Annotated in this window: 21 protein-coding genes, 1 tRNA gene and 1 pseudogene; 5 read left to right on the top strand and 18 right to left on the bottom strand. The window is 64.7% G+C overall.

Translation table 11 applies throughout. The features are described from left to right. Positions 1 to 10 precede the first annotated feature (10 nt). Positions 11 to 658 (bottom strand): SmQnr family pentapeptide repeat protein, encoded by a 648-nt coding sequence (gene smqnr, locus QMZ26_RS04485; RefSeq protein ID WP_283220691.1) that lies wholly within the window; start codon positions 656 to 658, stop codon positions 11 to 13. A gap of 202 nt (positions 659 to 860) precedes the next feature. Between smqnr and QMZ26_RS04480 the strand changes: the two genes are divergently transcribed. Both QMZ26_RS04480 and QMZ26_RS21280 read left to right on the top strand, forming a co-directional pair. Next, positions 861 to 1070: a hypothetical protein gene (locus tag QMZ26_RS04480; RefSeq protein ID WP_283220690.1), complete on the top strand. Its 210-nt coding sequence runs from the start codon at positions 861 to 863 to the stop codon at positions 1068 to 1070. Positions 1071 to 1253: 183 nt separating this feature from the next. Further along, positions 1254 to 1409 (top strand): annotated as a pseudogene (locus QMZ26_RS21280) (MFS transporter); the annotation flags it as partial. Between the two features lie 72 nt (positions 1410 to 1481). On the opposite strand, the gene QMZ26_RS04470 reads toward QMZ26_RS21280, so the two are convergent. The 5 genes from QMZ26_RS04470 to QMZ26_RS04450 form a co-directional block, all read right to left on the bottom strand. Further along, entirely contained in the window at positions 1482 to 2762 is a 1281-nt protein-coding gene (locus QMZ26_RS04470) for a ricin-type beta-trefoil lectin domain protein (RefSeq protein ID WP_283220688.1), read from the bottom strand. 174 nt (positions 2763 to 2936) lie between these two features. Beyond that, on the bottom strand, positions 2937 to 4442 hold the full coding sequence (locus QMZ26_RS04465; RefSeq protein ID WP_283220687.1) for a PepSY-associated TM helix domain-containing protein: 1506 nt from the start codon (positions 4440 to 4442) through the stop codon (positions 2937 to 2939). An 11-nt stretch (positions 4443 to 4453) separates the two neighbouring features. Continuing rightward, positions 4454 to 6589, bottom strand: coding sequence for a TonB-dependent receptor (locus QMZ26_RS04460; RefSeq protein ID WP_283220686.1), 2136 nt, complete (start codon positions 6587 to 6589; stop codon positions 4454 to 4456). Between the two features lie 140 nt (positions 6590 to 6729). Continuing rightward, positions 6730 to 7152 (bottom strand): DUF2946 family protein, encoded by a 423-nt coding sequence (locus QMZ26_RS04455; RefSeq protein ID WP_283220743.1) that lies wholly within the window; start codon positions 7150 to 7152, stop codon positions 6730 to 6732. Positions 7153 to 7494: 342 nt separating this feature from the next. Further along, on the bottom strand, positions 7495 to 7875 hold the full coding sequence (locus tag QMZ26_RS04450; protein WP_108760295.1) for a tautomerase family protein: 381 nt from the start codon (positions 7873 to 7875) through the stop codon (positions 7495 to 7497). A gap of 519 nt (positions 7876 to 8394) precedes the next feature. On the opposite strand from QMZ26_RS04450, the gene QMZ26_RS04445 reads away from it, so the two are divergent. The 3 genes from QMZ26_RS04445 (at position 8395) to QMZ26_RS04435 (ending at position 10023) form a co-directional block, all read left to right on the top strand. Continuing rightward, positions 8395 to 8802, top strand: a complete 408-nt coding sequence (locus QMZ26_RS04445; RefSeq protein ID WP_079220851.1) for a hypothetical protein — start codon at positions 8395 to 8397, stop codon at positions 8800 to 8802. Positions 8803 to 8844: 42 nt separating this feature from the next. Further along, positions 8845 to 9408, top strand: coding sequence for a hypothetical protein (locus QMZ26_RS04440; protein ID WP_283220685.1), 564 nt, complete (start codon positions 8845 to 8847; stop codon positions 9406 to 9408). A 72-nt stretch (positions 9409 to 9480) separates the two neighbouring features. Further along, positions 9481 to 10023, top strand: coding sequence for a phage major capsid protein (locus QMZ26_RS04435; RefSeq protein ID WP_283220684.1), 543 nt, complete (start codon positions 9481 to 9483; stop codon positions 10021 to 10023). An 888-nt stretch (positions 10024 to 10911) separates the two neighbouring features. Here QMZ26_RS04435 and QMZ26_RS04430 read toward each other — a convergent pair. The 12 genes from QMZ26_RS04430 to QMZ26_RS04375 form a co-directional block, all read right to left on the bottom strand. Next, entirely contained in the window at positions 10912 to 13293 is a 2382-nt protein-coding gene (locus QMZ26_RS04430) for a hypothetical protein (protein WP_283220683.1), read from the bottom strand. 240 nt (positions 13294 to 13533) lie between these two features. After that, positions 13534 to 13608, bottom strand: a tRNA-Val gene (locus tag QMZ26_RS04425). 134 nt (positions 13609 to 13742) lie between these two features. Next, a complete protein-coding gene (locus QMZ26_RS04420) occupies positions 13743 to 14096 on the bottom strand; it encodes a PilZ domain-containing protein (RefSeq protein ID WP_079220849.1) in 354 nt (117 codons plus the stop codon). Beyond that, positions 14093 to 15049, bottom strand: coding sequence for a DNA polymerase III subunit delta' (locus tag QMZ26_RS04415; protein WP_283220682.1), 957 nt, complete (start codon positions 15047 to 15049; stop codon positions 14093 to 14095). The genes QMZ26_RS04420 and QMZ26_RS04415 overlap by 4 nt, the downstream gene beginning before the upstream one ends. Then, positions 15046 to 15711, bottom strand: a complete 666-nt coding sequence (gene tmk, locus QMZ26_RS04410) for a dTMP kinase (protein ID WP_108760000.1) — start codon at positions 15709 to 15711, stop codon at positions 15046 to 15048. The genes QMZ26_RS04415 and tmk overlap by 4 nt, the downstream gene beginning before the upstream one ends. After that, complete coding sequence (mltG, locus tag QMZ26_RS04405) at positions 15708 to 16769, bottom strand: endolytic transglycosylase MltG (RefSeq protein WP_283220681.1); 1062 nt, start codon at positions 16767 to 16769, stop codon at positions 15708 to 15710. The genes tmk and mltG overlap by 4 nt, the downstream gene beginning before the upstream one ends. Before the next feature lie 290 nt (positions 16770 to 17059). Beyond that, entirely contained in the window at positions 17060 to 18424 is a 1365-nt protein-coding gene (locus QMZ26_RS04400) for an aminodeoxychorismate synthase component I (protein WP_283220742.1), read from the bottom strand. Between the two features lie 213 nt (positions 18425 to 18637). Next, complete coding sequence (fabF, locus tag QMZ26_RS04395; protein ID WP_283220680.1) at positions 18638 to 19900, bottom strand: beta-ketoacyl-ACP synthase II; 1263 nt, start codon at positions 19898 to 19900, stop codon at positions 18638 to 18640. Positions 19901 to 20042: 142 nt separating this feature from the next. Then, entirely contained in the window at positions 20043 to 20282 is a 240-nt protein-coding gene (gene acpP, locus QMZ26_RS04390; RefSeq protein WP_005415509.1) for an acyl carrier protein, read from the bottom strand. A 153-nt stretch (positions 20283 to 20435) separates the two neighbouring features. Further along, complete coding sequence (fabG, locus tag QMZ26_RS04385; RefSeq protein WP_108746060.1) at positions 20436 to 21179, bottom strand: 3-oxoacyl-ACP reductase FabG; 744 nt, start codon at positions 21177 to 21179, stop codon at positions 20436 to 20438. Positions 21180 to 21260: 81 nt separating this feature from the next. Further along, positions 21261 to 22205 carry an ACP S-malonyltransferase gene (fabD, locus tag QMZ26_RS04380; protein WP_283220679.1) on the bottom strand — a complete coding sequence of 315 codons (945 nt, stop codon included), beginning with the start codon at positions 22203 to 22205 and terminating at the stop codon, positions 21261 to 21263. A gap of 148 nt (positions 22206 to 22353) precedes the next feature. After that, positions 22354 to 23136 carry a serine/threonine protein phosphatase gene (locus QMZ26_RS04375; RefSeq protein ID WP_200732942.1) on the bottom strand — a complete coding sequence of 261 codons (783 nt, stop codon included), beginning with the start codon at positions 23134 to 23136 and terminating at the stop codon, positions 22354 to 22356. Between the last annotated feature and the right edge of the window lie 39 nt (positions 23137 to 23175).

Below are 23175 nucleotides of genomic sequence, written 5' to 3'. Positions count from 1 at the left end.
AAGCTCGACTCTACGGCACCACGGTGATGCCGATGCGCTGCATCAGCAATGCCACCTGCTGCACATCCAGCCGCGCCCCCCGCAGGTTGACCACGCGCAGGTCCAGGTCGCCCAGTTCCGAACCGGTCAGGTCGCAATCGGTGAAGTTGGCACTGCTCCAGTCGATGCCCTCGAACTGCCCGGCCGACAGATCCGAGCCGGCGAAACTGGCGCCGCTGAGGTTGGCGCCATCCCAGCGGTTCTCCCGCAGCTCGCACTTTTCCAGCGTCACCCGCGAGAAATTGGCGTAGCGCAGGTTCGATTTCTTGATGAAGGCGCTGCAGAACCAGGTGCGCGTGGTGATCTGGTTGATGAAGCTGGCGTTGCTGAAATCCGCGCCCTGCGCACGGCACTCGCTGATTTCCAGGCCCAGGGCCTTGATGAAGTTGAAGTGGCACATGCTGATATCACAGCCGCGGAAGCTGGCTTCCTTCAGCGTGGCGCCATTGAAACGGCAACCGGTGCGGCTTTCGGCATCGTAGAAGCTGCAGTTCACGAATTCGGTGGCAGTGAGGTCCGCACCGGAAAAATCACATTCGTAGAACTGCTGGTCGACCACTTTCTGGCCGGTGTACTGGTCGCCGGCAATACGCAGGCGGTGATGGACAGCGGGGGACATCAGGGATTCCATGCCAGGGAGCGCGGCCATGATGCCGGACAGGCTCGCTATTCCCAACCCTCTGCCGCGCCACGCAGCCTTCTGCACGATATTGCACGCTCATACATGATCGTGCGCACTTTCAACCATGAGCTCCGATCCCAGCCCCCTGCCCGCCCAACGCAACTAGCAGATCCTTGAGGAACTGCGCCAGCAGGGTCGCGTGATCGCCGCCGAACTGCCGCGCCGCTATGCCCTTCTGCGTGAATGCTTGACCCATGACCGTGGCGACAAGGCCGAATTGGCCGCCCGCGTGTGCACCCTGCTGTTACCCGGCCAGGTGGTGCTGCTCGATGCCGGCTCGACCAATCTGGCCATCGCCCAGCAGCTGCCCGCGTTGATCGGACTGACGATGATCACCAATGCGCCGTAGATTGCGGCCGCCGCCAGATACCACGAAGGCACCGCCGTGCAGCTGAACGGCGGGCGCCTGGCCAATGGAGGCTGCGCGGTGGGCGCTAAAGCGCTCGCCCAGGTGCAGCGTCTTCGCGCCGATGTCCATCTACCCGGCCCCTGCGCAGTGGACGGCGACACCGGCATGTGGTCGATGCTGGTGATCACTGCGGTATCGACGCTGGGGTTTGCAGGCATCCTTGCCGGCCCGGCACTGATCGGCTTCGCCGCCAACCATTTCGGCCTGATCGCCGCGTCCATTGCTGTGGCGACCGCACTGTTGCTGGTGGCGGTGTCCACGCGCTGGCTGCGGGTGTAAAGCCCGGCGCCGAAAAGAACCGCGCGCCCTGAGGCGCGCGGTTCAACAACGTTGCATCAGCGGCAGCAGGCCTCAGTACGAGGAGAACTCCCAACGCTGATTGTCGCCACCATGGCACATCCACATATGCACCTTGGAGCCGTTGGTGTTGCCCAGGCCTGGGTCATCCAGGCACATGTTGGTCTGCGGATTGCGGATCTCGCCAACCAGTCGCCAGGACTGATGCGCACCGCCATTGCAGGACCACATGCGGATCGCATTGCCGTCATGGCTTGCGCCATCGGCCGCCTCCAGGCACTTCCCGCCCAGCCCACGGATCGATCCATCCGAACCCAGTTCGAATCGCTGTTGCGGCACGCCAGAGCAATCCCAAAGCTGCACGCGCGTGCCGTCTGCCGTGTTGGCACCTTCCACGTCCAGACACTTGCCGCCGACACCGACAATCGTGCCGTTGGCCGGGTTGAATTCCCACTTCTGGTTGCTGGTCAGTGCGTTGCTGTAGAGCTGGATCTTGGTGCCGTTGCCACTGGACGCACCGATGGCGTCGAGCACCTTGTCACCCACGCCGACGATGGAGGTGTTGGTGAACTTCCACGACTGGTTCCATTCACCGTGCGCGTCATACAGCTGCAAACGGCTGCCATCGCTGGTGCCATGGCCCACGATGTCGAGCGCGCGGTTGCTGGGCACGCCAGTGATGGTCGATGTGTTGGGCTTCACCGTCCACAGCTGCTGCGGAGTGCCCGGAGTGCAGTCCCATACCTGGATGGCGGTGCCAGGCCCGGTGTTGGCTCCTTCGGCATCCAGGCACTTGTTGCCCGCACCGCGAATCTCGCCGAATGTCGGAATGTTGCGCAGGTTGATCGGTGCTGACACCGACCCCTGCGTGAACTGTCCGTCACCACTGAACGTCGCGGTGATCGAGGCGGTCGTGAAGCCTGCCGGAACCGTATAGTTGATTGAGACTTTGGCCGGGCTGCCATACGCATAGCGGTGCGTACAGAACTGGACATTGCCCGTGGCCCCATAGCACGCCTGATCAAGCTGGGATACCAGGCCAGCCATCGGCGTGTTGGCGGTGCTGACCTGCACCTTGCCCACTGCCTGGCCATTCACCTTGAACTCGACGAATCCGCCGATCTGCTCATTGCCCGGGATGTGATAGAGCCCCAACGCCTGCCCATTGACCTGTGCGGAAAGCTGGATCACTTGTCCCGGAGCCGGCAGTGCGTTTGAGACCGAAGCCGTCGTCGTGGTCGGGAAGTTGTAGAGGCGCGGCAACGATTTGGCCTGCGCGCCGGAAGAAGCAACCGCAATTCCAATTGCGAGAACACCCATAGAAACGTAATTCATCCTTGCTCCATTTACGCTGTGTGGAAATCCTATCCAGGGACTACCGTCAAAGTACCGCAAGCATCAAGCCCCTGTACTTTCCTGGCCACCAACATCGGCTGCGTTTCATAACCATTCATGGCCAGGAACCTTGGATGGTCTCACAGGACTCGGGTCAGCGTCAGCGCCAATGTACTAATGCCGCCGGCGCCGGAACTTCACCCGCAAGCGCCGATAGCCGATCACCGTGGCGGTCATGCACAACGCCGTGCCCGCCACGCTCAGCAGCAACAGCACGCCCAGCCGTGTGTTCTCCTGCCGCAGCATGCCCGGCAGGTCCCAGCTGTGCAGGAAGTAGAACAGCCAGCGGCCGACGCGTTCGCGATGGCCCAGGGTCAGCAGCGGATCGCCGGTGGCCAGATCGATGTACACCCGTGTGGCGTGTTCATCGCCGAAGTCGGCCACCGCCACCGGGAAGCGCCGCACCGCTGCACCGTTCATCGCCTCGGGCGCGCGGGGATAGAACCAGGCATCGGGCGCGTGCAGGATCGTGAATGCACGCAGCGGTGCCGTGCCGAATGCTTGTGCGCGCTGCTGCAGCCACGCCACCGGCAGTTGCTTCGCAAGCTGCAGCTGCCCATCCACGCGCGAGACGATGCGCGTACCGCCCTGCCCGTCCAGCAGCACCGCAAACAGCTGGCCATCGATGCGCCGCCACTGGATCTCCACCGGCGCAAACCCCGCCTGCGCCGCTGCGGTCAGCAACGCCTGTGGCTGGGCCAGCGCATCATCCAGCGGCACCGGCGCGCCTCGATAACGCTCGGCATTCGTCGCATCGGCCGGGCTGCTGAACACCTGCAGCGGGTTCATCGACATCAGCCCGCTGAAGATCCAGGTGAACACGAACGCCGAGGCCACCAGGCCGACCAGGTGGTGCCAGCGCATCCACGGTTCCACGTAGGGTGTTTTCGCACCGGAGCGATACCGGCCACGGAAACGCCAACGCCACACGCCCACCACGATGCCGCTGATGGCCGCCACCGTGCACAGCCCGGACAACACGATCACCACCCACGTCCACACCGGGTCCACCGACTGCATGCGCAGGAAGTACAACCAGTGCAGCCACGCGCCCACGTAGTTCCAGCGCTGCTGGTGGTACGGCGCATCCAGCACCACTTCGCCGGTATGCGAGGAAACGTACACGCTGCCCGGCTGTCGGCCGCCCACCTCCACCTTGTACAGCGGCCGGTGCGCATCCAATCCGCGCGAATGCGTCCAGCGATCCTCGTCCACGCGCACCGCATCGGGGAACGCCGGGCCAGCGGCAAACGCGGCGGCCGACAGCTCGGCGCGCTGCGCGGACACCGGCAGCAGCGCGTGGCCGCTGCCGGCCGACCACGCGCCGACGTTCGCACCGCTGCGCACTACATAGGCCGGCTCACCGCGCAGCGTGGTCAGCGCCACGCGTTCCGGTTCGGCCTGCACAGCGTCGGGCAGGACCGGCAGCCCCTGCAGCGCACGCGTGCCATCAAGCACCGGCAACGCGGCCAGCCGCTCGCCCGGGGTCAACTTCGGGTAACCGATGAACAGCATCACCATGCCGCTGACGAACCACAGCAGCATCAGCAGGCAGCCACCAATACCCAGCCAGCGATGCAGCAGGTAAGTCCAACGCTTGGCGGTGGATCGCAGCGACATGGCCAGCGCCCTCAGAAGCGATGGTCGAGGGTGAACTCGACGCGGCGGTCCGCACCCAGCAGCCACTGCGTGCTGGTGTAGTACGCCGTTGCGTAGTACGCCTTGTCGAACACGTTGAACAGGCGCGCGGTCACCCGCGTGCGCGCCGCCGCCTGCCAGGTCAGCGCCAGATCGGTGGTGCTGTAGCCGGGAAGCTCCAGCGTGTTGGCGTTGTCCGCGTAACGCTTGCCCACATAGCGCGCGCCGCCGGCCACGGTCCAGTCCGGCAGGAACTGCCAGCTCAGCCACACGTTCGCCATCCGCTCGGCCACGTTCGGCGGCACGTTGCCATCGCGCGAGACCACCACCGCCGGCGAGCCGGTGGTTTCCAGGAAGTCCTCGAACTCGGCCTTCAGCACCGTGGCATTCGCATCCAGCGACCACTGCGGTGCGAACGCCCAGTTCAACGAGGCCTCGATGCCGCGCGAGGTCTGCGCGCCCACCTGCACGCGGCGATCGGGCTGCAGCGGATCACGGCTGAGCAGGCCGGTCTTGCGGATGCGGTACGCCGCCAGCGTCCACTCGCCGCCGTCGAACGCCTGCTTCATGCCCACTTCGAACTGCCGCCCCTTGGCCAGATCGAACGCACCGTTGGCCGGGCTGATCATCAGCAGGCCACTGACCGGGTCCGCCGCCTGCGAGTACTGCGCGTACAGGCTCAGCGTCGGCCGCAGCGCGAACACCGTGCCCGCACGCCAACCGGTGCTGCTGTAGGTTTTGGAGAATGCTGCCGCGCCACTGATCAGATCGGTGCGGTCGATGGTCGCGCGGTCATGGCGCAGCCCAGCCAGCACCGACCAGCGCTCGCTCAGCGTCAGGTGGTCTTCGGCAAACAGGGCGTACTGCTCGGCACTGTTGCGGTAGCGCGGCAGGTTGGGGGCATCGCTGGCGAACTGCCCCGGCACCGGATGGAACGGATCGACCGGCCCGGAACTGCCGGCGTAGGTGTTGTTGGTGTGCTTGAAGTGCGCGCGGTTGGCATCCAGGCCCACCGCGAAGCTGTTGGCCAGCCCGCCCACCTGCCCCTGCACGCGCAGCGTCGAGGTCAGCCCGGTCTGGTCCTGGTTGTGGGTGATCTGCGTATTGTCCGAGCGATCGATCAGCCCCGTGGCATCGTTGTAGACGTAGGCCTCGGCATTGCGCCAGTCGCGCTGGCTGTCGATCTGGTAGACGCGCGTGCGCCATTCCACGTTCGCGGTCGGCGTCCACAGCGCATCGAGCTGGGTCCAGCGGTCGCGGAAGCGGATCTCGCTGTCGGCCACGTTGTAGTTGCGGTGGCGCAGCGCATCCAGCTGTCGGCCGTCCACCAGCGGCGTGCCGAAGTAGCGCATCGGCTGCTGGTAGCCCTGCGCATGGGTCAGGGTCAGCTGCAGGTCCGTGCGCGGCTGCCACAGCAGCGCGCCGGAGAACGTCGCATCGTTGTTGCGGCCACGGTCGACCCAGCCGCCGCTGTAATTGCCGCTCACGTCCACACGGTAGGCCAGCTCCGGCGTCAGCGCACCGCCGCTGCCGAAGCCCAGGCGCGCGGTGTCCTCGCTGCCCACGGTCACGCTGATCTCGTTCTCGATGGCACCGCGCGTCGGCTTCTTCGGCACGATATTGATGACCCCGCCAAGGGCACCGTCGCCATGGATGACCGAAGCCGGGCCGCGCAGCACTTCGATGCGCTCGATGGACCAGGTATCGAACGGGAAGGTGACGCCCACCCCGCCGTACTGGCGCAGGCCGTCGTACAGGCGCATCACCGATGCACCATCGGTGAAGCCGCGGCTGGACAGCGCACTCAGGCCATTGCCCGGGTGCGGCAACGCGCTGATCGCACCGGCACGGCTGATCGCATCGTTGAGGTTGCTGTCGCCACGCTGTTCCAGCTGGTCGCGGTCGATGACGGTGAGCGCGGCCGGCGTCTGCAGCACGCTCAGGCCGAGCGCCGAGCCCGCGCTGGGCACGGCCGACAGTTCGCCATGGCGGGTATCGACCACGCGCACGGTGTCCAGGGTGGTGGGGTCTGCCGCATCGGCATGGGCCGGTGCGGTGTACAGGGCGCAGGCGCACAGCGCCGGCAGCGTCGCCCAGCGCAGGGCAACGACATTCGGGTTGGTTTTCATGTTTCCACGGCATGCAATGCCGCCCCATCAGACAGGGCAGCAGAAAAGAAAAGCGCACGCGCTAACGCCGGGCGATGCCCAGCAGCTTCAAGAAAATCGGTAGCGCCGGGCCATGCCCGGCGGCCTTTCGCGTGCGCGGCTCAGCCAGCGAACGCCACCGGTGGCCCACGCGCACCCAGTGTTCCGCGCAGCCGCGAGGGCAGCGCCCTGACAGATCCCGCCAATGCCCTGCACACCGGCGCCAGAGGCACCAGCAGCAGAAACGCCGCCACCAGCAAGGTGATCAGGCGCGCCGCGATCAGGCAGTACTCGCAGTCCACGCCCATCTCGTGCTCGGCATGGAGATCGACGGCCGGCTTGGAGGCGGTCTCGTCGTGCGCCATCGCGTGGTGGTCGTGGTGCCCTTCCATCGCGTGCTGCGCGTGTTCCGCGTGCGCGCCGTGGCCCATCGCGCTGTGGTCCATCGCGCCATGATCCATGCCCGCCATCACCGGCGCGGCGGCTGGTGCCGGCCCATGGGCCATCCAGCGGCTGACCAGCGGGGCAAGCAGCACCAGCAGCATGGCAAGCCATGCCAGGGTCTGGAACCGGCGGTGGAATCGGGGGCGACGCACCCCGCCATTCTACGGCGCGGCGGCCAACCCTGGACCACGTTCAGGGTTTTGCCCCTGCGACACGGTGACGCAGGGGCACAACCCGGGCCACGCCGATGAACCCGCACTCCCGGCGTGCGCGCACTTCGCCCATCAACCAATGACATGCCGCGAATGCAGTAGATCCACGCCATGCGTGGATGCTTCTGCTCCCCGCCCATCAACTCACGCGCCGCGCCACCTCATCAACCAATGACACGCCGCGAATGCAGTAGATCCACGCCATGCGTGGATGCTTCTGCTCCTTGCCCATCAACTCACGTACTGCGCCACCCCATTACCGAACGACCAATTCTCCGGCTTCACTTCCACCAGATTGATGAATACGTCCTCGCGGCGGATACCCACCGCCTCATGCAGGCCATTGGCAATACCGAGGTACAACGCCTTTTTCTGCTCCTGCGTGCGCCCCTCGCTCCAGGTGATCTGCACGCAGATGAAGTCATCGGTGCGGGCCACGCCCAGATAGCCGGGATCGAAGACGAGCGTACCCGCCTCGTGTTCCTGGAAGACCTGGAAACGATCGTTTTCCGGCACACCCACCGCGCGCAGGGCCTGGTAGATGGCCTCCCCCACGCGCTGCAGATAATCGGCGGATTTACCTTTGCGAAGATCGATACGGGCGAGCGGCATGGTGGAACTCCAGAGCCAGAGGCGACAACCGTGGGCCGAGACTACGCCCGCTGCGGTCGGCGACACAGCGCATGGATGGAACGTCTGCTTTCATCCATGGCACGCTCGCGCGGGCTGCGCCGGGTGACGTGATTGGCTCCCACTGGGGTTGTGTAGCGGCACTGCCCGGTTCAGATAAGGCGGGGGATCGGGCCATGGGTGGTGGAACACCGTCATGGTGGGCGTTGTTACAACTTTCCTCACTGACTTCCGTGTTTGCGCGGATCGATGATCGCCCCGCCAAGGCAGCACGCCTTGGTCGGGATTGGCGTCTCGAACAAATGAACAGGCTCACAGGAAGTTGCGGTCTTGATCGCAGCAAAGAGAATGCACCGACTGCCTTCCATGGCGGGCGGTGCGTGGGGATCGCGAGATCCGCCAGGCTTTTTCTCCCTGTGAGCCTTTCTGCCTAGGTACGCCAACCCGCACCGTCCGCCACCTTCATTCCGAAGGTGGCCTTACGCCAGTGAGGGTTTTGCCATGACCAACCGAGCCGCATCGCTTCCCCGCCTGTACGCGTTGATTGCCGACATCGCCAACCAGGTTCCCGACGACATCGCACGCGAGATCGAGTGCGCGTTGGACGAACAGAATCTGCCCCTGCAGGCCCCCACGTTCTTCGCCTGCCTGGACGCCATCCGGCGAGCCGACGGCGCAAACGGGCAGCCCTGCAGCCCGCGCAGGCTGGCGGCCAGCGAGCACGCCTCACTCAGCCGTTCGCTGGCAGGACTCTCCGCGCTGCTAGACATTCTGCAGGCCGCCGAGCGCGCGCGTGTCGAAGGCGGCCCGGACGAACAGATGGGCAGCTTCCACACCGATGGCCTGATCGTGGCCGCGCGGCAGCTGGTGTGCGAGGCCACCCATTGCCTGGAAAGCGGAACGCCCTGAGCGCCTTGGCTACAATCGCGCAGGGAATCGCAGGAAACCGCAATGGACGCCGAACATCTGGAGTACTTCAAGGCCGCGCTGGAAGGCCGCGCAACCATCGGCTGGAACGTGTGGTTTGCCGCCAACCAGCAGGCGCTGTCACAGCAGTTGAGCCGCCCTGCCCTGCTGCGGTTGAAGTTCAATCAGCTGGATGAAGCCGAACGCCTGCTGGCCGAGGCGGGCATCGTGCCCGCCAGCACGGCGGGCAAGCGCTACGAGATGTACTGCGCGCAGTTCGCATTGGATGTGCTGGATGAGAAAGGCCGGCCGCTGCCGGCCATCTGGCGCGCCGCGCACGGCGGTGCCATCGGCCTGCTTGCCGATGGCGAACACAAAGCGGGCCAGGCGAAGCTGCTGGCGGAATTCCGCCGTGCCCGCAAGCGCGGTCTGCCGCAGGCGCACGAATGGCTGGGCGATCTGTGCTTCGAGGGAGAGATGGAACTGCGCGGCGGCAATGCCGAGGTGGGCCGCCAGTTGCTGGCGGTGGTGGTGCAGGCCGGCAGCGGCCACGACCTGCTGGACGGCACGGCGATGATCGCGCGCGAGTTGCTGGGGGATCTCGGCTGAGGCAATGCGACTGCGCCACATCACAGCCAACAAGAAAGCCTCCATTGCTGGAGGCTTCTTTCGTTCTGCAACATGGTGGGCGGTACAGGGATCGAACCTGCCGCGCTGAACACCGCAATCGCCCAAGCGTTCGCCAAGGAAATCGACCGCGCTTCCCTGATGGGCAGCGGCGCCGAGCCGGAAATCCCTGGGCTGCGGAACATTCCCAGCATCAACAAATTGTCGATGGGCGCAAACGGCGGGCCCATCACCGAATGGCGGCCGTTCGTGCGTGCCCGCCGCCTGATTACCGAGGCCAATGCCCCGGCGCCGCTGGTGGACACCACCGGCCAGCCGCTGCGCCGCCCCGAAGCCCTGAGCGACTGGAAGTTCCTCACCACCAGCCAGATCCCGACCAACGAGGAAGCGGGAACCGCCCAGAACGCGGCGGCCATCTACGTTGGTGGCTTCCACATGTTTACCGTCTACATGCGCGAATCGGTGTCGATTCAGCTGTTGAAGGAACTGTATGCCGAGACGGGCGAAGTCGGCTTCATCTGCCACACCCGCCTCGATGTGGCATCCGCCTACCCCAAGGCATTCACCGTCATTGATGGCGTGACCGATCCCGAATGAAAGGCGGGGCCAGCCGGCGGTGCCCCCTAACAACACCGGCAGCGCGGGCGGCGTAGACGCGAGTCATTCCTTACCGCCGTGACCGCACAGTGGCCGGTGGAGGTCGGAAGTTGAGCGACCTCCACCGCCGATACGTGCCCCCCCCCCTATCGGCGCACATCCGCATAATTCTATTTTCAGGGGCAGCCATGTAGCTCTGTACCCTCACCGTCGACCTGCTGATGATGTCGGGCTCTTTTGAAAAGGGCATGACCCGGGCCGAGCACGGCACAACGGTGCACCGCAATCCAGCGAGCCATGACCGGCATTCCTACTACAGAGGGGACCCCGTCGGCACTGCACCGGCAGATGCCGACACGGCAGTGGTCAGGCGGGGCCTTCGGGTCGCAGAGGTGGATGCGCGCAGGGATATGGCGAAGATCTTGTTGTTCCACTTCCGCACGCGCTCAGCGCGATGCTTTCCGAACTGCGGGCGATGCCAGCCACGAATCCAATGTGCCACATCATCAGGTTGATGGTGATCATTATCAGCGCTTACGCGACTAGGCGCACCCACACGCCCTGGATCAGCGCGTGAAGCCAAAGCAATGACAAGCGATGGGGAAGCCGTTGACGCTCCGCAACATGCTTTGCGCCCACGCTGATCAGGTGAGCTGGCGGCGTGAAACACCTTTGTCGAACTGCCGGCGGAACGGAAAGAAGGGGCAGCGAACAAGGTGAGGACGAACATACTCAGGCACTGCACTCGAAGTCCTTGCGCGTGGAGAAACGGCAACAAGCACCAAGAAACTGCAGTAAGCGTAGGCGCATCAAGTAGAGAAAGCGGAAATGCGCTACTAAGCTAAGCACAATTCTATGCAACGCCTCATGAGAATTTTAAATCGGCACCTAATCAAGCCCCAAATCCTTGGCGATTCTTCGAAGCCGAGCCCTTGTCTTTGCAGGAGAACTACTCAATGCTTGGTCCAAGAATTGACTCAACTGATCACGCTGCCTATCAGTGACGGCTAGAGTTTCAACCATTTCCGCCTGGGTACGAGCGTGATCGTCAATGATCGCTTGAACGGGCTTGGCGAACGAATACCCAGCAGAGTGCGCTACTTCCAGCGTGCGCATTGCAACCTGCGAACTTTTATGCGGCGCATCCTCATCTTCCGACGATACAGCGGCCTCCAGATCAGCGAGAGAATCGCGCAGGCTACCCCTCAGGTCCCACTCGAGTTGGTCGAGATCGACTTCTGATAGATCAACGCCGATCGCCGCAAGCGCTTCGATCTCTTCTGACATCTCGCTAGCTGCAAGTACAGTCAGGTCATGAAAAAGAAAATCGACTGCGCTTAGGTCGTCTAGCGTCGTGCCAGCAACGAAAGACACCAGCTGAGGGAGTGCAAGAGTCGCTAACGAAACGGTCGTTCGGCCTTTCCATTCTTCCTGACGTTCCAGAAATCTAAAAAGACCATCTGAAGACACTACGTATGCCCTCACATTTCCGCCTACAGCAGTGTCAACGCGCTCCGAGGCATTCACGGCCATACAGACATCAAGTCGGACCCGTGCAGCCTGGCTCCACTCGTCTCTGTAGAGAGCCTTCTTTCGCATGGACTCTTTTAGCTCCACTGCTTTCAACGCAAGTTGTTCGGCAATCTCAGAAACCTCGGGGCGTATGGAAGCAAGATCCTCAATATGTAAGGCTAAACGTCGTGAAAGCACGTTTTCTATGTAGCTCTGTGAACTCTCCGCATTCCAGTAACGTCGCCAATAGTCATTGAAATCGGAAACCACGCCCTTCCCTTTGGACGCGTGATAATAACCCCGGACAACCGCATTTCCGACGCGATCATTCACCGCTTCGACAGGCATTCGCAGAAGCTGATTTCTGAAGTAGACGAAAGTCCTGTCAGCACGACCGACATGATCTATCACCTCATCTTTGATGTGGTCCGGCAGAACCAGCTTTACCGACTCCCCAGAAAGCGCATTTAGTGCCGCCAATACCGCACCGTGCTCGGGCAATTCCTTAATCAGAACAGCAAGTACAACATCCGTGTCCAGCGCGAGTGTGTTCCTCGAAAGAACACTCTGCTGCCATCCCTTCCCTAATGGATCCAGATTTCGAATGGCGAGAGCACCGTAGGATCGAACCAATGGCGCCAGAGCGGATGCACCAGCAGGACTACCTACAAATCCCGCCACCGCGGCCATAGCTGTTTTCACTAACTCGGGAGGTAGGTTCTTGCCCAGAATCAACTTGAGATCTTCATTGCCTTGACGATTCAGCGCATTCGCGAGCCCGTCGTTCTTGAACGCAACCGGCCCAGAAATTCTCAAGAGCCTAAGAACGAGTTGTCTTAAGTTTCGCTCTAGAAAGCCTTCCTGCCCCTGAGAAAGTGACTGAACTTTTTTGCAGGCTAGCGTTACATGCTTTACGAATTGACTAAAGCCAAGCTTTGATGCCCCTGCAACGGCCACGAATCTCTGAACAACTTCTTTACTGCATCTAACTAGCTCGCCATGAGACTCACAAGAGCCGGCTTTCTCTAACCTACGTATAGCTCTTCGCACTCTTTCGGCGTACACATCTTCGCCAGGACATAGCTTTTGGACATCTGCAATCAACTGATCCACATCGGATCCGTCGCGCGACGAAATTGCTGCCAGCACCGTGTTATCGAAAAGCGTCTTGCGAGCTACGCGTGCGTGAGGTGAAAGGACGAAGGCGCCCAATGTTGCGAGCAGCGCATGCTGCAAATTATCAGGAGCGAGCTGCAGGGCGTCCGAATGACCAAACAAAACGTCTCTTTGCTTTTCAATCGACGCGAAGAACCTGGAAAATATTGGGGAGCCTGTTTTTGAAAGCTGGGCTACAAGATAGCTTTGATCCCTGACTTCGACATCAAGATCCAATTCATCTGCGAGCGCGGAAATGGATCTCCGAGTTTCTGCCCCGACTGGAATGTTTGTGACATAGATCAGTTTGACAAAGGGCACGGAGTGAGCCCTAAGCTTGGTAATCGTATCCTTTACTTTTTGGCGCTGCGCAGCAGTTGACGACACTTGCACAACCGTACGGCGAGTTCTGTTCAGGACATCGTAGAACACGCTCTCAGCGTCGATTCCGTAATCGCCGCCTCCTCCAATCTTGCTCAAATCAGGCAGATCATCGTTCACCAGCACGGCATGCACCAGGGACTCCAACCGCGCCCAATCTATTGGACCTGAGAGAGAAGCCTCGACCAGATCAACACTGACCACCGAATCGCGCCCAGCCATCGCAGACCATCTCCCTGATGTACTCATCTTCTCGACGAAGGGCCAAGGGCGGTCCAAAAAAAAACCGGCCCTAGGCCGGTTTCTTAGCAGTACTCCTAGACCTATGCCTAGTGACCGGCTAGTTTTCCGCGCCATAACCTCTTACTAGAGGTAGACCAACGCTTTTCTGCCGACTGCTGTTACCAAGCAGTTACCGAAAATCACTATTCCACTGAAATCTTCGTAACAGCCTGATTTTTATGGTGGGCGGTACAGGGATCGAACCTGTGACCCTTGCCGTGTGAAGGCAATGCTCTACCGCTGAGCTAACCGCCCGGTGTGTTGCTGAGCCGCTCATTATAGGGGCTTTTCAGAGGCCGTCAACAGTTTTTCACATTCGTGTTCACGGGTGTTTCGAAGGGCGCCGCCGGGCATGGCCCGGCGCTACCAGGGGCGGCGATCGCGCCCCGTTACATCGTGTGCGTCGGCTTGTCCGAGCTGGTCAGGCCAGCCAGCAGGGTCTCGATCTTGTGGCGCACGTTCTCGCCTTCCTGGCCGTCGGCCAGCTGCACGCCGATGCCGGCCACGCGGTTGCCCTGTGCGCCGGCCGGGGTCACCCAGATCACCTTGCCGGCCACCGGCAGGCGCTCGCTGGAATCGGGCAGGGTCAGCAGCAGGAACACCTCGTCGCCCAGGAAGTAACGCTTGGGCGTGGGCACGAAGATGCCGCCATTCTTCACGAACGGCATGTACGCGCTGTACAGCGCGGCTTTGTCCTTTACAGCCAGGGACAGGATGCCCTGGCGGGCGTTGCTGGCACTCATCGATTTCCCCTTGCGGCAGGCCGCTCGTTCACCTTGTTCCAGGCCAGCAGCAACTCGACCACCGCAAGGTCTGCACGCACGGTGGTGCGCAGCAGGTCGCGGGTACGGTTGGCAGCATCGAACCACGCTGCAAGCTTGTGCAATCGGTCCGGCGCGGTCAAGGCGTCGGTGCTGGCCTGGGCCAGCGCCAGATCGGCGGCAAAGCGCAGGCGCAGCGCCGCGTTTTCATCGCCGCACCACTTCTGCGCCAGCTCCACCGCACCGGCCTTGCCGGCGGCCAGTTGTTCCAGCTCGCGGCCCACGTCGCGGCGCAGGCTCAGGCCGTCTTCGCGCAGCCAGTTGTCGGCCTGGCCGGGGTGGCCGCGCGCCGCATCCAGCGCTTCGCGCGCGGAGGCTTCGCTGTGGCCCTGCTGCTGCAGCCACGCCATGGCTTCATCGCGCGTCGGCAGCTTGAATTCCAGGCGCTGGCAGCGGCTGCGCACGGTCTGCGGCAGGCGCGCCGGGTCGCTGCTGATCAGCCACAGGTAGCGGCCCGGCTGCGGTTCTTCCAGGGTCTTCAGCAGGGCGTTGGCGGCCGAGCGGTTGATGGCGTCGGCCGGGTCGACGATCACCACCTGGGCCACGCCGTACTGCGGGGTCAGCGCCAGCTTGTTGGTGATCTCGCGCACTTGCTCGATGACGATCTCGGTGCGCAGCTTGTCGCCGCTCTTGTTCGGGATGAAGCTGACCAGCTGCAGGTCCGGATGGGTACCGGCGGCAATCAGCTGGCGCGTGCGCGTGGCGTGCGCGGCATCGCCACGGGCCAGCACGTGGTCGGCCAGGGCCAGCGCCACCTCACGCTTGCCCAGCCCGGCCGGGCCGCAGATCAGCAGGCCATGGCCCAGCCGGTCGGCATCCAGTGCGGCCACGGTCTGGTCGAAGGCGCGCTGCTGCCAGGGCGAGAAGCTGCTCATGCGCCCTCCCCGGCCTGCAGCCAGCGCTCGACGCTGGCCACCACATCGGCGGCCACGCGTTCCTGCACCTGGCCAGCATCGATCAGCGCAAAGCGCTGCGGATCCTGCTGGGCGCGGCTGCGGAACACCTCGCGCACGCGCTGGAAGAAATCGTCCTGCTCGCTTTCAATGCGGTCCGGCCACAGGTCGCGGCCATTGGCGCGGGCGCGGCCCACGGCCACGTCCACATCCAGCAGCAGGGTCAGGCCTGGCAGCAGGCCGACGGCGCGGCGTTCCAGGTCGGCAATCCACTGCGGGTCCAGGCCACGGCCACCGCCCTGGTAGGCATAGCTGGAATCGGTGAAGCGGTCGCTCAGTACGTAGGCACCGCGTTGCAGTGCCGGCTGGATGACCTGGCGCACGTGCTGGGCGCGTGCGGCGAACACCAGCAGCAGCTCGGCTTCGGCGCTCAACGGTTCGGCGGCGATCTCCGCATCGGGCTTCAGCACCAGGCCGCGGATGCGCTCGGCCAGTGGCGTACCGCCCGGCTCGCGGGTCAGCACGACCTCATGGCCGTGGCTGCGCAGGCAATCGCGGATGGCGTTGATGGCGGTGGTCTTGCCCGCGCCCTCGCCGCCTTCCAGGCTGACGAAACGCGGGTGGCGAAGCAGCGCGGAACTCATTGCGCCGGGGTCTCCTTGGTACGTTGCTGGCGCAGCTGCTGCAGGTAGCGGGCTACGGCGGCGTTGTGCTGGTCCAGGCTGGGCGAGAACACGTGCGCGCCACTGCCATCGCCTACTGCGACGAAGTACAGCGCATCGCCCGCCGCCGGCTGGGCGGCGGCCATCAGTGCATCGCGGCTGGGCATGGCGATCGGGGTCGGGGTCAAGCCCGCACGGGTGTACGTGTTGTACGGCGTATCGGTGGTCAGGTCGCGGCGGCGGATGTTGCCGTCGTAGGCCGCGCCGATGCCGTAGATGACGGTGGGATCGGTCTGCAGGCGCATGCCGATCTTCAGGCGGCGCATGAACACCCCGGCAATCTGCGGGCGCTCGCTGGCCAGCGCGGTTTCCTTTTCGATGATCGAGGCGATCGTCAGCAGTTCATACGGGCTGTTGATCGGCAGGTCGGCGGCGCGGCTTTCCCAGGCCTCGTCCAGCGCCTTTTCCATCGCGGCATGGGCGCGCTTGAGCACGTCCATGTCACTGTCGCCGCGCTGGTAGACGTAGGTTTCCGGCAGGAAGCGGCCTTCCGGGTGCTGGCCGCCGAAGCCCAGGCGCTGCATCAGTGCGGCGTCATCCAAGGTATCGGTGGTGTGCAGCAGCGGCTCGGCGCGCTTCAGCGCAGCGCGTACCTGGCGGATGTTCCAGCCTTCGACAATGGTGACGCGGTGCTGCAGCACCTTGCCGGCGCGCATGCGCAGCAGCAGCTCGCGCGGGGTCAGGCTGCTGTCCAGCGCGTACTCGCCCACCTTCAGCTTGCCGGCGGCATCGAGCTGGCGGGCCAGCAGCTGCCACTGGGTGTCCTGGCCTTCATCCACACCGGCATCGCGCAGTTTGCGCAGCACGGTGTTCATGCCATCGCCGCTGGCGATGACCACGCTCTCGGCGGACGGGGTGATGTGGCGGTCGGCGAACTGGCCCTGCTGGTAGAAGAACCACGCGCCCACGCCGGCGAGGACGGCGCCCAGCACCACCACCAGCATGACCACGAACAGACACCCGCGCTTGGCTCCCGCCATGGACTACCTCTGAATGCGATTCCGCCGTGCAGGATACCGTGCCGGGTGGCGTGGGGTCATGACCGGGGTGGCGTCTGCGTGCCGACCAACGGTCGGCACCTACCAGTAGATCCACGCCATGCGTGGATGACCGGCCGTGGGGGCGTCCGTGCCGACCAACGGTCGGCACCCACCACAAGCCATGCCAGGCGTCCGTGCCGACCAACGGTCGGCACCCACCGGGACCATGGGGCGTCTGTGCCGACCAACGGTCGGCACCCACCAGCCATGCCCGGCGGGGGGGCGATCGATTACCCCTGCTGGCCCAGCGCCCGCAGCAGGCCGCGCGCCTTGGCGCGGGTCTCGTCCAGTTCCTTTTCCGGGTCGGAGTCGACCACGATGCCGGCACCGGTGCGGAAGCTCACCTCATGCCCATCCACTTCGGCGGTGCGGATGAGGATGTTCAGGTCCAGGTCGCCATCGCGGTTCAGCCAGCCGAATGCGCCGGTATAGGCCCCGCGCGGCACCTGCTCCAGTTCGCTGATGATCTGCATGCAGCGCACCTTGGGGCAGCCGGTGATGGTGCCGCCCGGGAAGGTCGCGGCGATCACCTCGCCCGGGGTCACCTCGGGACGCAGGTGGCCGCTGACATTACTGACGATGTGATGCACGTGGGCATAGCTTTCCACGGTCATCAGTTCATCGACTACCACGGTGCCGGGCAGGCAGATGCGGCCCAGGTCGTTGCGCTCCAGGTCGATCAGCATCACGTGCTCGGCACGCTCCTTGGGGTGGCCGACCAGTTCCTGGATGCGCGCGGCATCATCGTCGCCTTCAAAGCGCGGGCGGGTGCCGGCAATCGGCCGGGTCTGCGCGTGGCCGGCATGCACCGACACCAGCCGCTCCGGCGAGGAGCTGACCACGTGGCGGCCATGCGCGGTGAACAGGCCGGCGAACGGTGCGGGATTGGCGCGGCGCAACTGCGCGTACAGCGCCTGCGGGCTGACCGGCGCGGCGAACTGCGCGCTCCAGCGCCGCGACAGGTTCACCTGGAACACATCACCCGCGCGCAGGTACTCGATCACCCGGCGCACGCCGTCGGTGAAGCGCTGCGGCGCGTCCTCGCCCACCGACTGCGGTGGCTGCCAGCCCTGCCCGGCGTCTGGCAACGCAGCCGAGGCCTGTGCCAGCAGTGCATCCAGCAGCGCCTGTTCGCCCGCTTCGGCGATGACGAAGCTCGCATCGTTCTCGTGGTCGTGCAGCACGGCCGCCGGGCAGCGCAGGGCCAGTGCGGTCGGGCGGCCGTCGTCGCGCGCACGCGCCGACAGCACGGTTTCAATCTGGCTGGCCACTTCGTAATCGAGCATCAGCGCCCAGCCGCCGCGGAACGGCAGGCTGTGGCTGCCGTCGTGCGGCAGGCGCGCGGCCTGCCAGGCACGGTCCAGCGCCTGCAGGAAGCTGCCGGCGTGCACGGCATCGTGCTGGTCGCGCACCTGGCCGTCGGCGTCCAGCCGCAGGCTGTCGCCCTGCGCGGCCAGCAGCAGGCTCCAGCGGCCCTGGGCAGTGCCCGAGGCGGTGGATTCCATCAGCAGCGGGAAGCGCGCCGGGTCGTGCTGCTGCAGGGCCAGCAGGTCGATCGGGTGCGGCAGCGGTTGGATCAGCGGGGCGTGGGTCATGGCGGCCAGTTCGGGGTTCAGATGCACGGAAGCCGCCTTGCGGCGGCTCCGTGGTGCACGGCGTTGATCCGTTTGTCGGATTGCCGATAGGTAGAGTCGACTGTCAGTCGACTGCTTTCCCATCAACGATCAGCGCGGCGGATCGAAAGGCAGTCGACTGTCAGTCGACTCTACCAAGGCGGTGCCGGGCAATGGCCCGGCGCCACACGTTGGTCAGACGCGCTTGAAGATCAGCGTGCCGTTGGTGCCGCCGAAGCCGAAGCCATTGGACATCACCACGTCGACCTTGGCCTGGCGTGCTTCGTTGGGCACGTAGTCCAGGTCGCAGCCTTCGCCCGGCTGTTCCAGATTGATGGTCGGCGGGATGACGTTGTCCTGCAGCGCCATCACCGAGAAGATCGCTTCCACGCCGCCAGCGGCACCCAGCAGGTGGCCGGTCATCGACTTGGTGGAGCTGACCATCATCTTGTAGGCGTGGTCGCCGAAGGCGGCCTTCATGGCCATGGTTTCGCCCAGGTCGCCCAGCGGCGTGGAGGTGCCGTGTGCGTTGAGGTAACCGACCTGTTCCGGGGTCACGCCGGCGTCGCGCATGGCCATGGCCATGCAGCGGGCGGCGCCTTCGCCGTTCTCGCTCGGCGCGGTCATGTGGTACGCGTCGGAGCTCGCGCCGAAGCCGGCCAGTTCGCAGTAGATCTTCGCGCCACGGGCCTTGGCGTGTTCGTACTCTTCCAGCACCAGGATGCCGGCGCCGTCACCCAGCACGAAGCCGTCACGGTCCTTGTCCCACGGGCGCGAGGCCTGTTCCGGAGCGTCGTTGCGGGTGCTCATGGCCTTCATCGCGCAGAAGCCGCCCAGGGCGGTCGGCGAGGAACCGCGCTCGGCGCCACCGGCCACCATCACGTCGGCATCGCCGTACTGGATCATGCGCATCGCGGTACCGATCGAATGGTTCGAGGTCGCGCACGCCGAGACCGCCGAGAACGACGGACCCTTCAGGCCGGTGATGATGCTCAGCTGGCCCGGCAGCATGTTGATGATGGTCTTGGGCACGTAGAAGGGCGAGATCTTCTTGCCCTCGTGGAAATCGATGGTCTGCTCTTCGATACCCAGCAGGCCGCCGATGCCGGCGCCGACGATCGCGCCGATGCGCTCGGCGTTGGCTTCGGTGATCTCCAGGCCTGCATCATGCAGGGCCATGAAGGAGGCACCGAGGCCGTAATGGATGAACGGGTCCATCTTCTTGGCATCCTTGCCGCCGACCCGGTACTTGCCGAACAGTTCGTTGTCGGCGGTGATGTCAAAGCCTTTGACCTCACCTGCAATCTTGGTGGTGAACCGATCCAGGTAGGCATCAGAAACGTTGGTCAGCGGACCGATGCCCGAACGACCCTGGGTGATGCCTTCCCAGCTGCTGGCCAGATCATTGCCCAACGGCGAGACGATACCCAGGCCGGTTACGACGACGCGACGCTTCATTGCTGATTCTCCTGACCCGATGATGTCAACGGGCAACTCGGTTCTACTGCGGTGTGATGCTCAAACACACGGGGCCGCAACTGCGGCCCCATGGGGTGCGGTGCGCGGCGAGCGGAACCCGCGCGCGCACTGCCGTCTGACATCAGGCCTTGACGTGGGCCTTGATGTAGTCGATGGCGGCCTGCACGGTGCTGATCTTCTCGGCTTCTTCGTCCGGGATCTCGCACTCGAACTCTTCTTCCAGGGCCATCACCAGCTCAACGGTGTCCAGCGAGTCAGCGCCCAGGTCATCGACGAACGATGCGCTGTTGGTGACTTCTTCTTCCTTGACGCCAAGCTGTTCGACGACGATTTTCTTGACGCGTTCTTCGATGGTGCTCATGGGGTATCGCTCCAGATGGAGTAGTGGTTCAAAAGTGGTCGCCATCGGATGGCGATGGCCGTGGGATAGTGTAGTGGAAACCGGCGGGGCCTTGCATAGGTGCAAAAAACCCAGCAGATCAACCACTTGCGGCGCAATCCGTGCGCCCCTTGCTTACGGCATGTACATGCCGCCGTTCACATGGAGGGTTTCGCCGGTGATGTAGCCGGCCGCCGGGCTGGCCAGGAAGGCCACCGCATGGGCGATGTCTTCCGGCGAACCGAGGCGTTCGAGGGCGATGTCGTTGATCAGGGCGGTGCGGGCTTCTTCCGGCAGCGCCTTGGTCATGTCGGTGTCGATGAAGCCGGGGGCGACGACATTGACGGTGACGCCGCGTGAGCCGATTTCCTTGGCCAGCGACTTGCTGAAACCGATGATGCCGGCCTTGGCGGCGGCGTAGTTGGCCTGGCCGGCATTGCCGGTCACGCCCACCACCGATGCGATGTTGATGATGCGGCCCTTGCGCGCCTTCATCATGCCGCGCATGACGGCCTTGCTGGTGCGGAACACGCTGGTCAGGTTGGTGTCGATGATCGACGCCCAATCGTCTTCCTTCATGCGCATCAGCAGGTTGTCGCGGGTGATGCCGGCGTTGTTGACCAGGATCGAGATGGCGCCGAATTCCTTGGCGATGCCGTCCAGCACGCTTTCCAGGGCGGCAGCGTCGGTGACGTTCAGCGCGCGGCCGTGGCCGCCGTGGGCCGCCAGGCGCTCGCCGATCGCGGCAGCGCCGGATTCGGTGGTGGCGGTACCGATGACGGTGGCGCCCTGGGCGGCCAGCAGATCGGCGATGGCGGCACCAATGCCACGGCTGGCGCCAGTGACCAGTGCGATTTCACCCTGCAGGGGCTTGCTCATGATGTTGTCCTCAAACGTGGGCAGCGACCGCGCCCGTGCCGCTTGCAGCGGCCACCGGCACGGTCGGCAGGAACAGGGGGATCAGGCCGACCACGCCTCGCGGGCGCCTTCGAAGTCGCCCGGGGTGGCCAGGGAACGGCCGTCGATGGACTTGTCGATGCGCTTGACCAGGCCGGTAAGCACCTTGCCCGGGCCGCATTCGGCGATCTGGGTGATGCCACGGGCGGCCAGGGCCTGCACGCAACCGGTCCACTGCACCGGCTGGTACAGCTGCTGCACCAGCGCGGTACGGATGGCATCGACGCCGTCATGCACCTTGGCATCGACGTTCTGCACCACCGGCAGCTGCGGTGCCTGCCAGGACAGGCCGGCCATCACTTCGGCCAGGCGGTTGGCGGCTTCGCGCATCAGCGGGGTGTGCGAGGGCACGCTGACGGCCAGCTTCACCGCCTTGCGCACGCCCTTTTCAGCCAGCAGCGCCAGCGCGCGGTCGACCGCGGCAGCGTCGCCACCGATGACGATCTGGCCCGGCGAGTTGAAGTTGGCCGGCACCACGATCTGGCTGCCCGCCGCTTCGGCGCAGACGTCCAGCACCAGCTGGTCCTCGGCGCCAAGCACGGCGGCCATGGCACCGACGCCGGCCGGCGCAGCTTCCTGCATCAGCTGGCCGCGCAGGCGCACCAGGTGCGCACCGTCATGCAGGCTCAGCGCGCCGGCAGCGACCAGCGCGGTGTATTCGCCCAGGCTGTGGCCAGCCAGGACCGACGGGCGCGGACCGCCTGCGGCGTTCCAGGCGCGCCATGCGCCGATGCTTGCGGCCAGCACGGCCGGCTGGGTGTATTCGGTACGGTTGAGCATTTCCTCCGGGCCACCCTGGGACAGCGCCCACAGGTCGACGCCGGCACCATCGGATGCTTCGGTGAAGGCTTCACGCACCTGCGGGTGCAGCTCGGCCAGCTCGGCCAGCATGCCCACGGACTGCGAGCCCTGACCAGGGAAGACAAATGCGAGGGTGGATACGGTCACGCGGTCATCCGCTTGTTGCAATCGAAGCGGGCCATGATAAGGGCGAATCCCCCGTGTCGTCTGTACGTGCGCGTATGCAGGGCGTATGGAGTCCGCCGGGCATGGCCCGGCGATACCCGTAGTGCCGGGCCATGCCCGGCGGATGCAATCAGCAGAACAGCTGCAGGACGTCCAGCTCGCCATCGGCGAACCAGTCCACGCACAGCCCCACCACCATGAGCAGGCCCAGCGTGGTGGCGCCGTGGGTGATGAAGATCGACTGCGCCAGCGCGCGGGCCGAGCGGCCCAGCTTCATGCAGACCCGGGCCAGGCCCTGCAGCCGGCCACTGACCGAATGCACGTGCGCGCGCACCGGCGCCTGCACGCCATTCATGGCCTCGGCCATCATCGCCTGCAGGTGCTGCGGCCGGTCGGCATAATACTTGGCCACGCCATAGCCGAACATCAGCCAGTCGCGCGCCTGCGCCTCGGCCAGGTCCATCACTTCCAGCGGGTCTTCCTCGAAATCGATGAAGCCCACGTTCTGCCCGTCCCAGGTGAGGTTGCGTGGCACCGGCTGGCCGAAATACGCGCCACGGCCATGGGCCTCGGCGAGCGCCTTCATGGCCGCCGCCACCAGCCGGTCACGACCTGCGTCATCGGCTTCGCGCAGGCAGGTATTGAAGGACCCGCCGTTGTCGCCGATCACCAGCGCGGCGTGGCCGCTGCCGATCACTTCGGGCACGTTGACGCCCTGCGCGTGCAGCTCGCCCAGGCGGCGCGCCTCGGTTTTGCACGCAGCATCTCCCCCGCGGTGCGGCGGCGGACGCAGGGCATCGAGGTGGAAGCGGCGGGCGATGAAATTGAGCAGGCCCAAGGCGAATGCGCGGCTTCCCTTGCCGTACTGCTTCAGCCAGGCGCGCTGCCCTTCAATGACGATGGGCTCAACCATGACGGATCTCCTGAAACGCGTTACGGCCCCATAGGGCCG

The sequence above is a fragment of the Stenotrophomonas sp. PFBMAA-4 genome (assembly GCF_030053215.1).
GTDB lineage: Bacteria > Pseudomonadota > Gammaproteobacteria > Xanthomonadales > Xanthomonadaceae > Stenotrophomonas.
Note: the sequence above shows the minus strand (reverse complement) of the source record. Positions and strands in the feature narration are given on the sequence as shown.

What these genes read in the sequence shown, in the direction of transcription:
- QMZ26_RS04415 (WP_283220682.1), bottom strand. Translation starts at nt 15,049, where the DNA reads ATGAGCAGCTTCTCGCCCTGGCAGCAGCGCGCCTTCGACCAGACCGTG.
- QMZ26_RS04455 (WP_283220743.1), bottom strand. Translation starts at nt 7,152, where the DNA reads ATGCTGCTGGTGCTGCTTGCCCCGCTGGTCAGCCGCTGGATGGCCCAT.
- fabG (WP_108746060.1), bottom strand. Translation starts at nt 21,179, where the DNA reads ATGAGCAAGCCCCTGCAGGGTGAAATCGCACTGGTCACTGGCGCCAGC.
- QMZ26_RS04470 (WP_283220688.1), bottom strand. Translation starts at nt 2,762, where the DNA reads ATGAATTACGTTTCTATGGGTGTTCTCGCAATTGGAATTGCGGTTGCT.
- fabF (WP_283220680.1), bottom strand. Translation starts at nt 19,900, where the DNA reads ATGAAGCGTCGCGTCGTCGTAACCGGCCTGGGTATCGTCTCGCCGTTG.
- QMZ26_RS04435 (WP_283220684.1), top strand. Translation starts at nt 9,481, where the DNA reads ATGGTGGGCGGTACAGGGATCGAACCTGCCGCGCTGAACACCGCAATC.
- QMZ26_RS04375 (WP_200732942.1), bottom strand. Translation starts at nt 23,136, where the DNA reads ATGGTTGAGCCCATCGTCATTGAAGGGCAGCGCGCCTGGCTGAAGCAG.
- QMZ26_RS04430 (WP_283220683.1), bottom strand. Translation starts at nt 13,293, where the DNA reads ATGGCTGGGCGCGATTCGGTGGTCAGTGTTGATCTGGTCGAGGCTTCT.
- acpP (WP_005415509.1), bottom strand. Translation starts at nt 20,282, where the DNA reads ATGAGCACCATCGAAGAACGCGTCAAGAAAATCGTCGTCGAACAGCTT.
- QMZ26_RS04440 (WP_283220685.1), top strand. Translation starts at nt 8,845, where the DNA reads ATGGACGCCGAACATCTGGAGTACTTCAAGGCCGCGCTGGAAGGCCGC.
- QMZ26_RS04400 (WP_283220742.1), bottom strand. Translation starts at nt 18,424, where the DNA reads ATGACCCACGCCCCGCTGATCCAACCGCTGCCGCACCCGATCGACCTG.
- smqnr (WP_283220691.1), bottom strand. Translation starts at nt 658, where the DNA reads ATGTCCCCCGCTGTCCATCACCGCCTGCGTATTGCCGGCGACCAGTAC.
- tmk (WP_108760000.1), bottom strand. Translation starts at nt 15,711, where the DNA reads ATGAGTTCCGCGCTGCTTCGCCACCCGCGTTTCGTCAGCCTGGAAGGC.
- mltG (WP_283220681.1), bottom strand. Translation starts at nt 16,769, where the DNA reads ATGGCGGGAGCCAAGCGCGGGTGTCTGTTCGTGGTCATGCTGGTGGTG.
- QMZ26_RS04445 (WP_079220851.1), top strand. Translation starts at nt 8,395, where the DNA reads ATGACCAACCGAGCCGCATCGCTTCCCCGCCTGTACGCGTTGATTGCC.
- QMZ26_RS04450 (WP_108760295.1), bottom strand. Translation starts at nt 7,875, where the DNA reads ATGCCGCTCGCCCGTATCGATCTTCGCAAAGGTAAATCCGCCGATTAT.
- QMZ26_RS04465 (WP_283220687.1), bottom strand. Translation starts at nt 4,442, where the DNA reads ATGTCGCTGCGATCCACCGCCAAGCGTTGGACTTACCTGCTGCATCGC.
- QMZ26_RS04420 (WP_079220849.1), bottom strand. Translation starts at nt 14,096, where the DNA reads ATGAGTGCCAGCAACGCCCGCCAGGGCATCCTGTCCCTGGCTGTAAAG.
- QMZ26_RS04460 (WP_283220686.1), bottom strand. Translation starts at nt 6,589, where the DNA reads ATGAAAACCAACCCGAATGTCGTTGCCCTGCGCTGGGCGACGCTGCCG.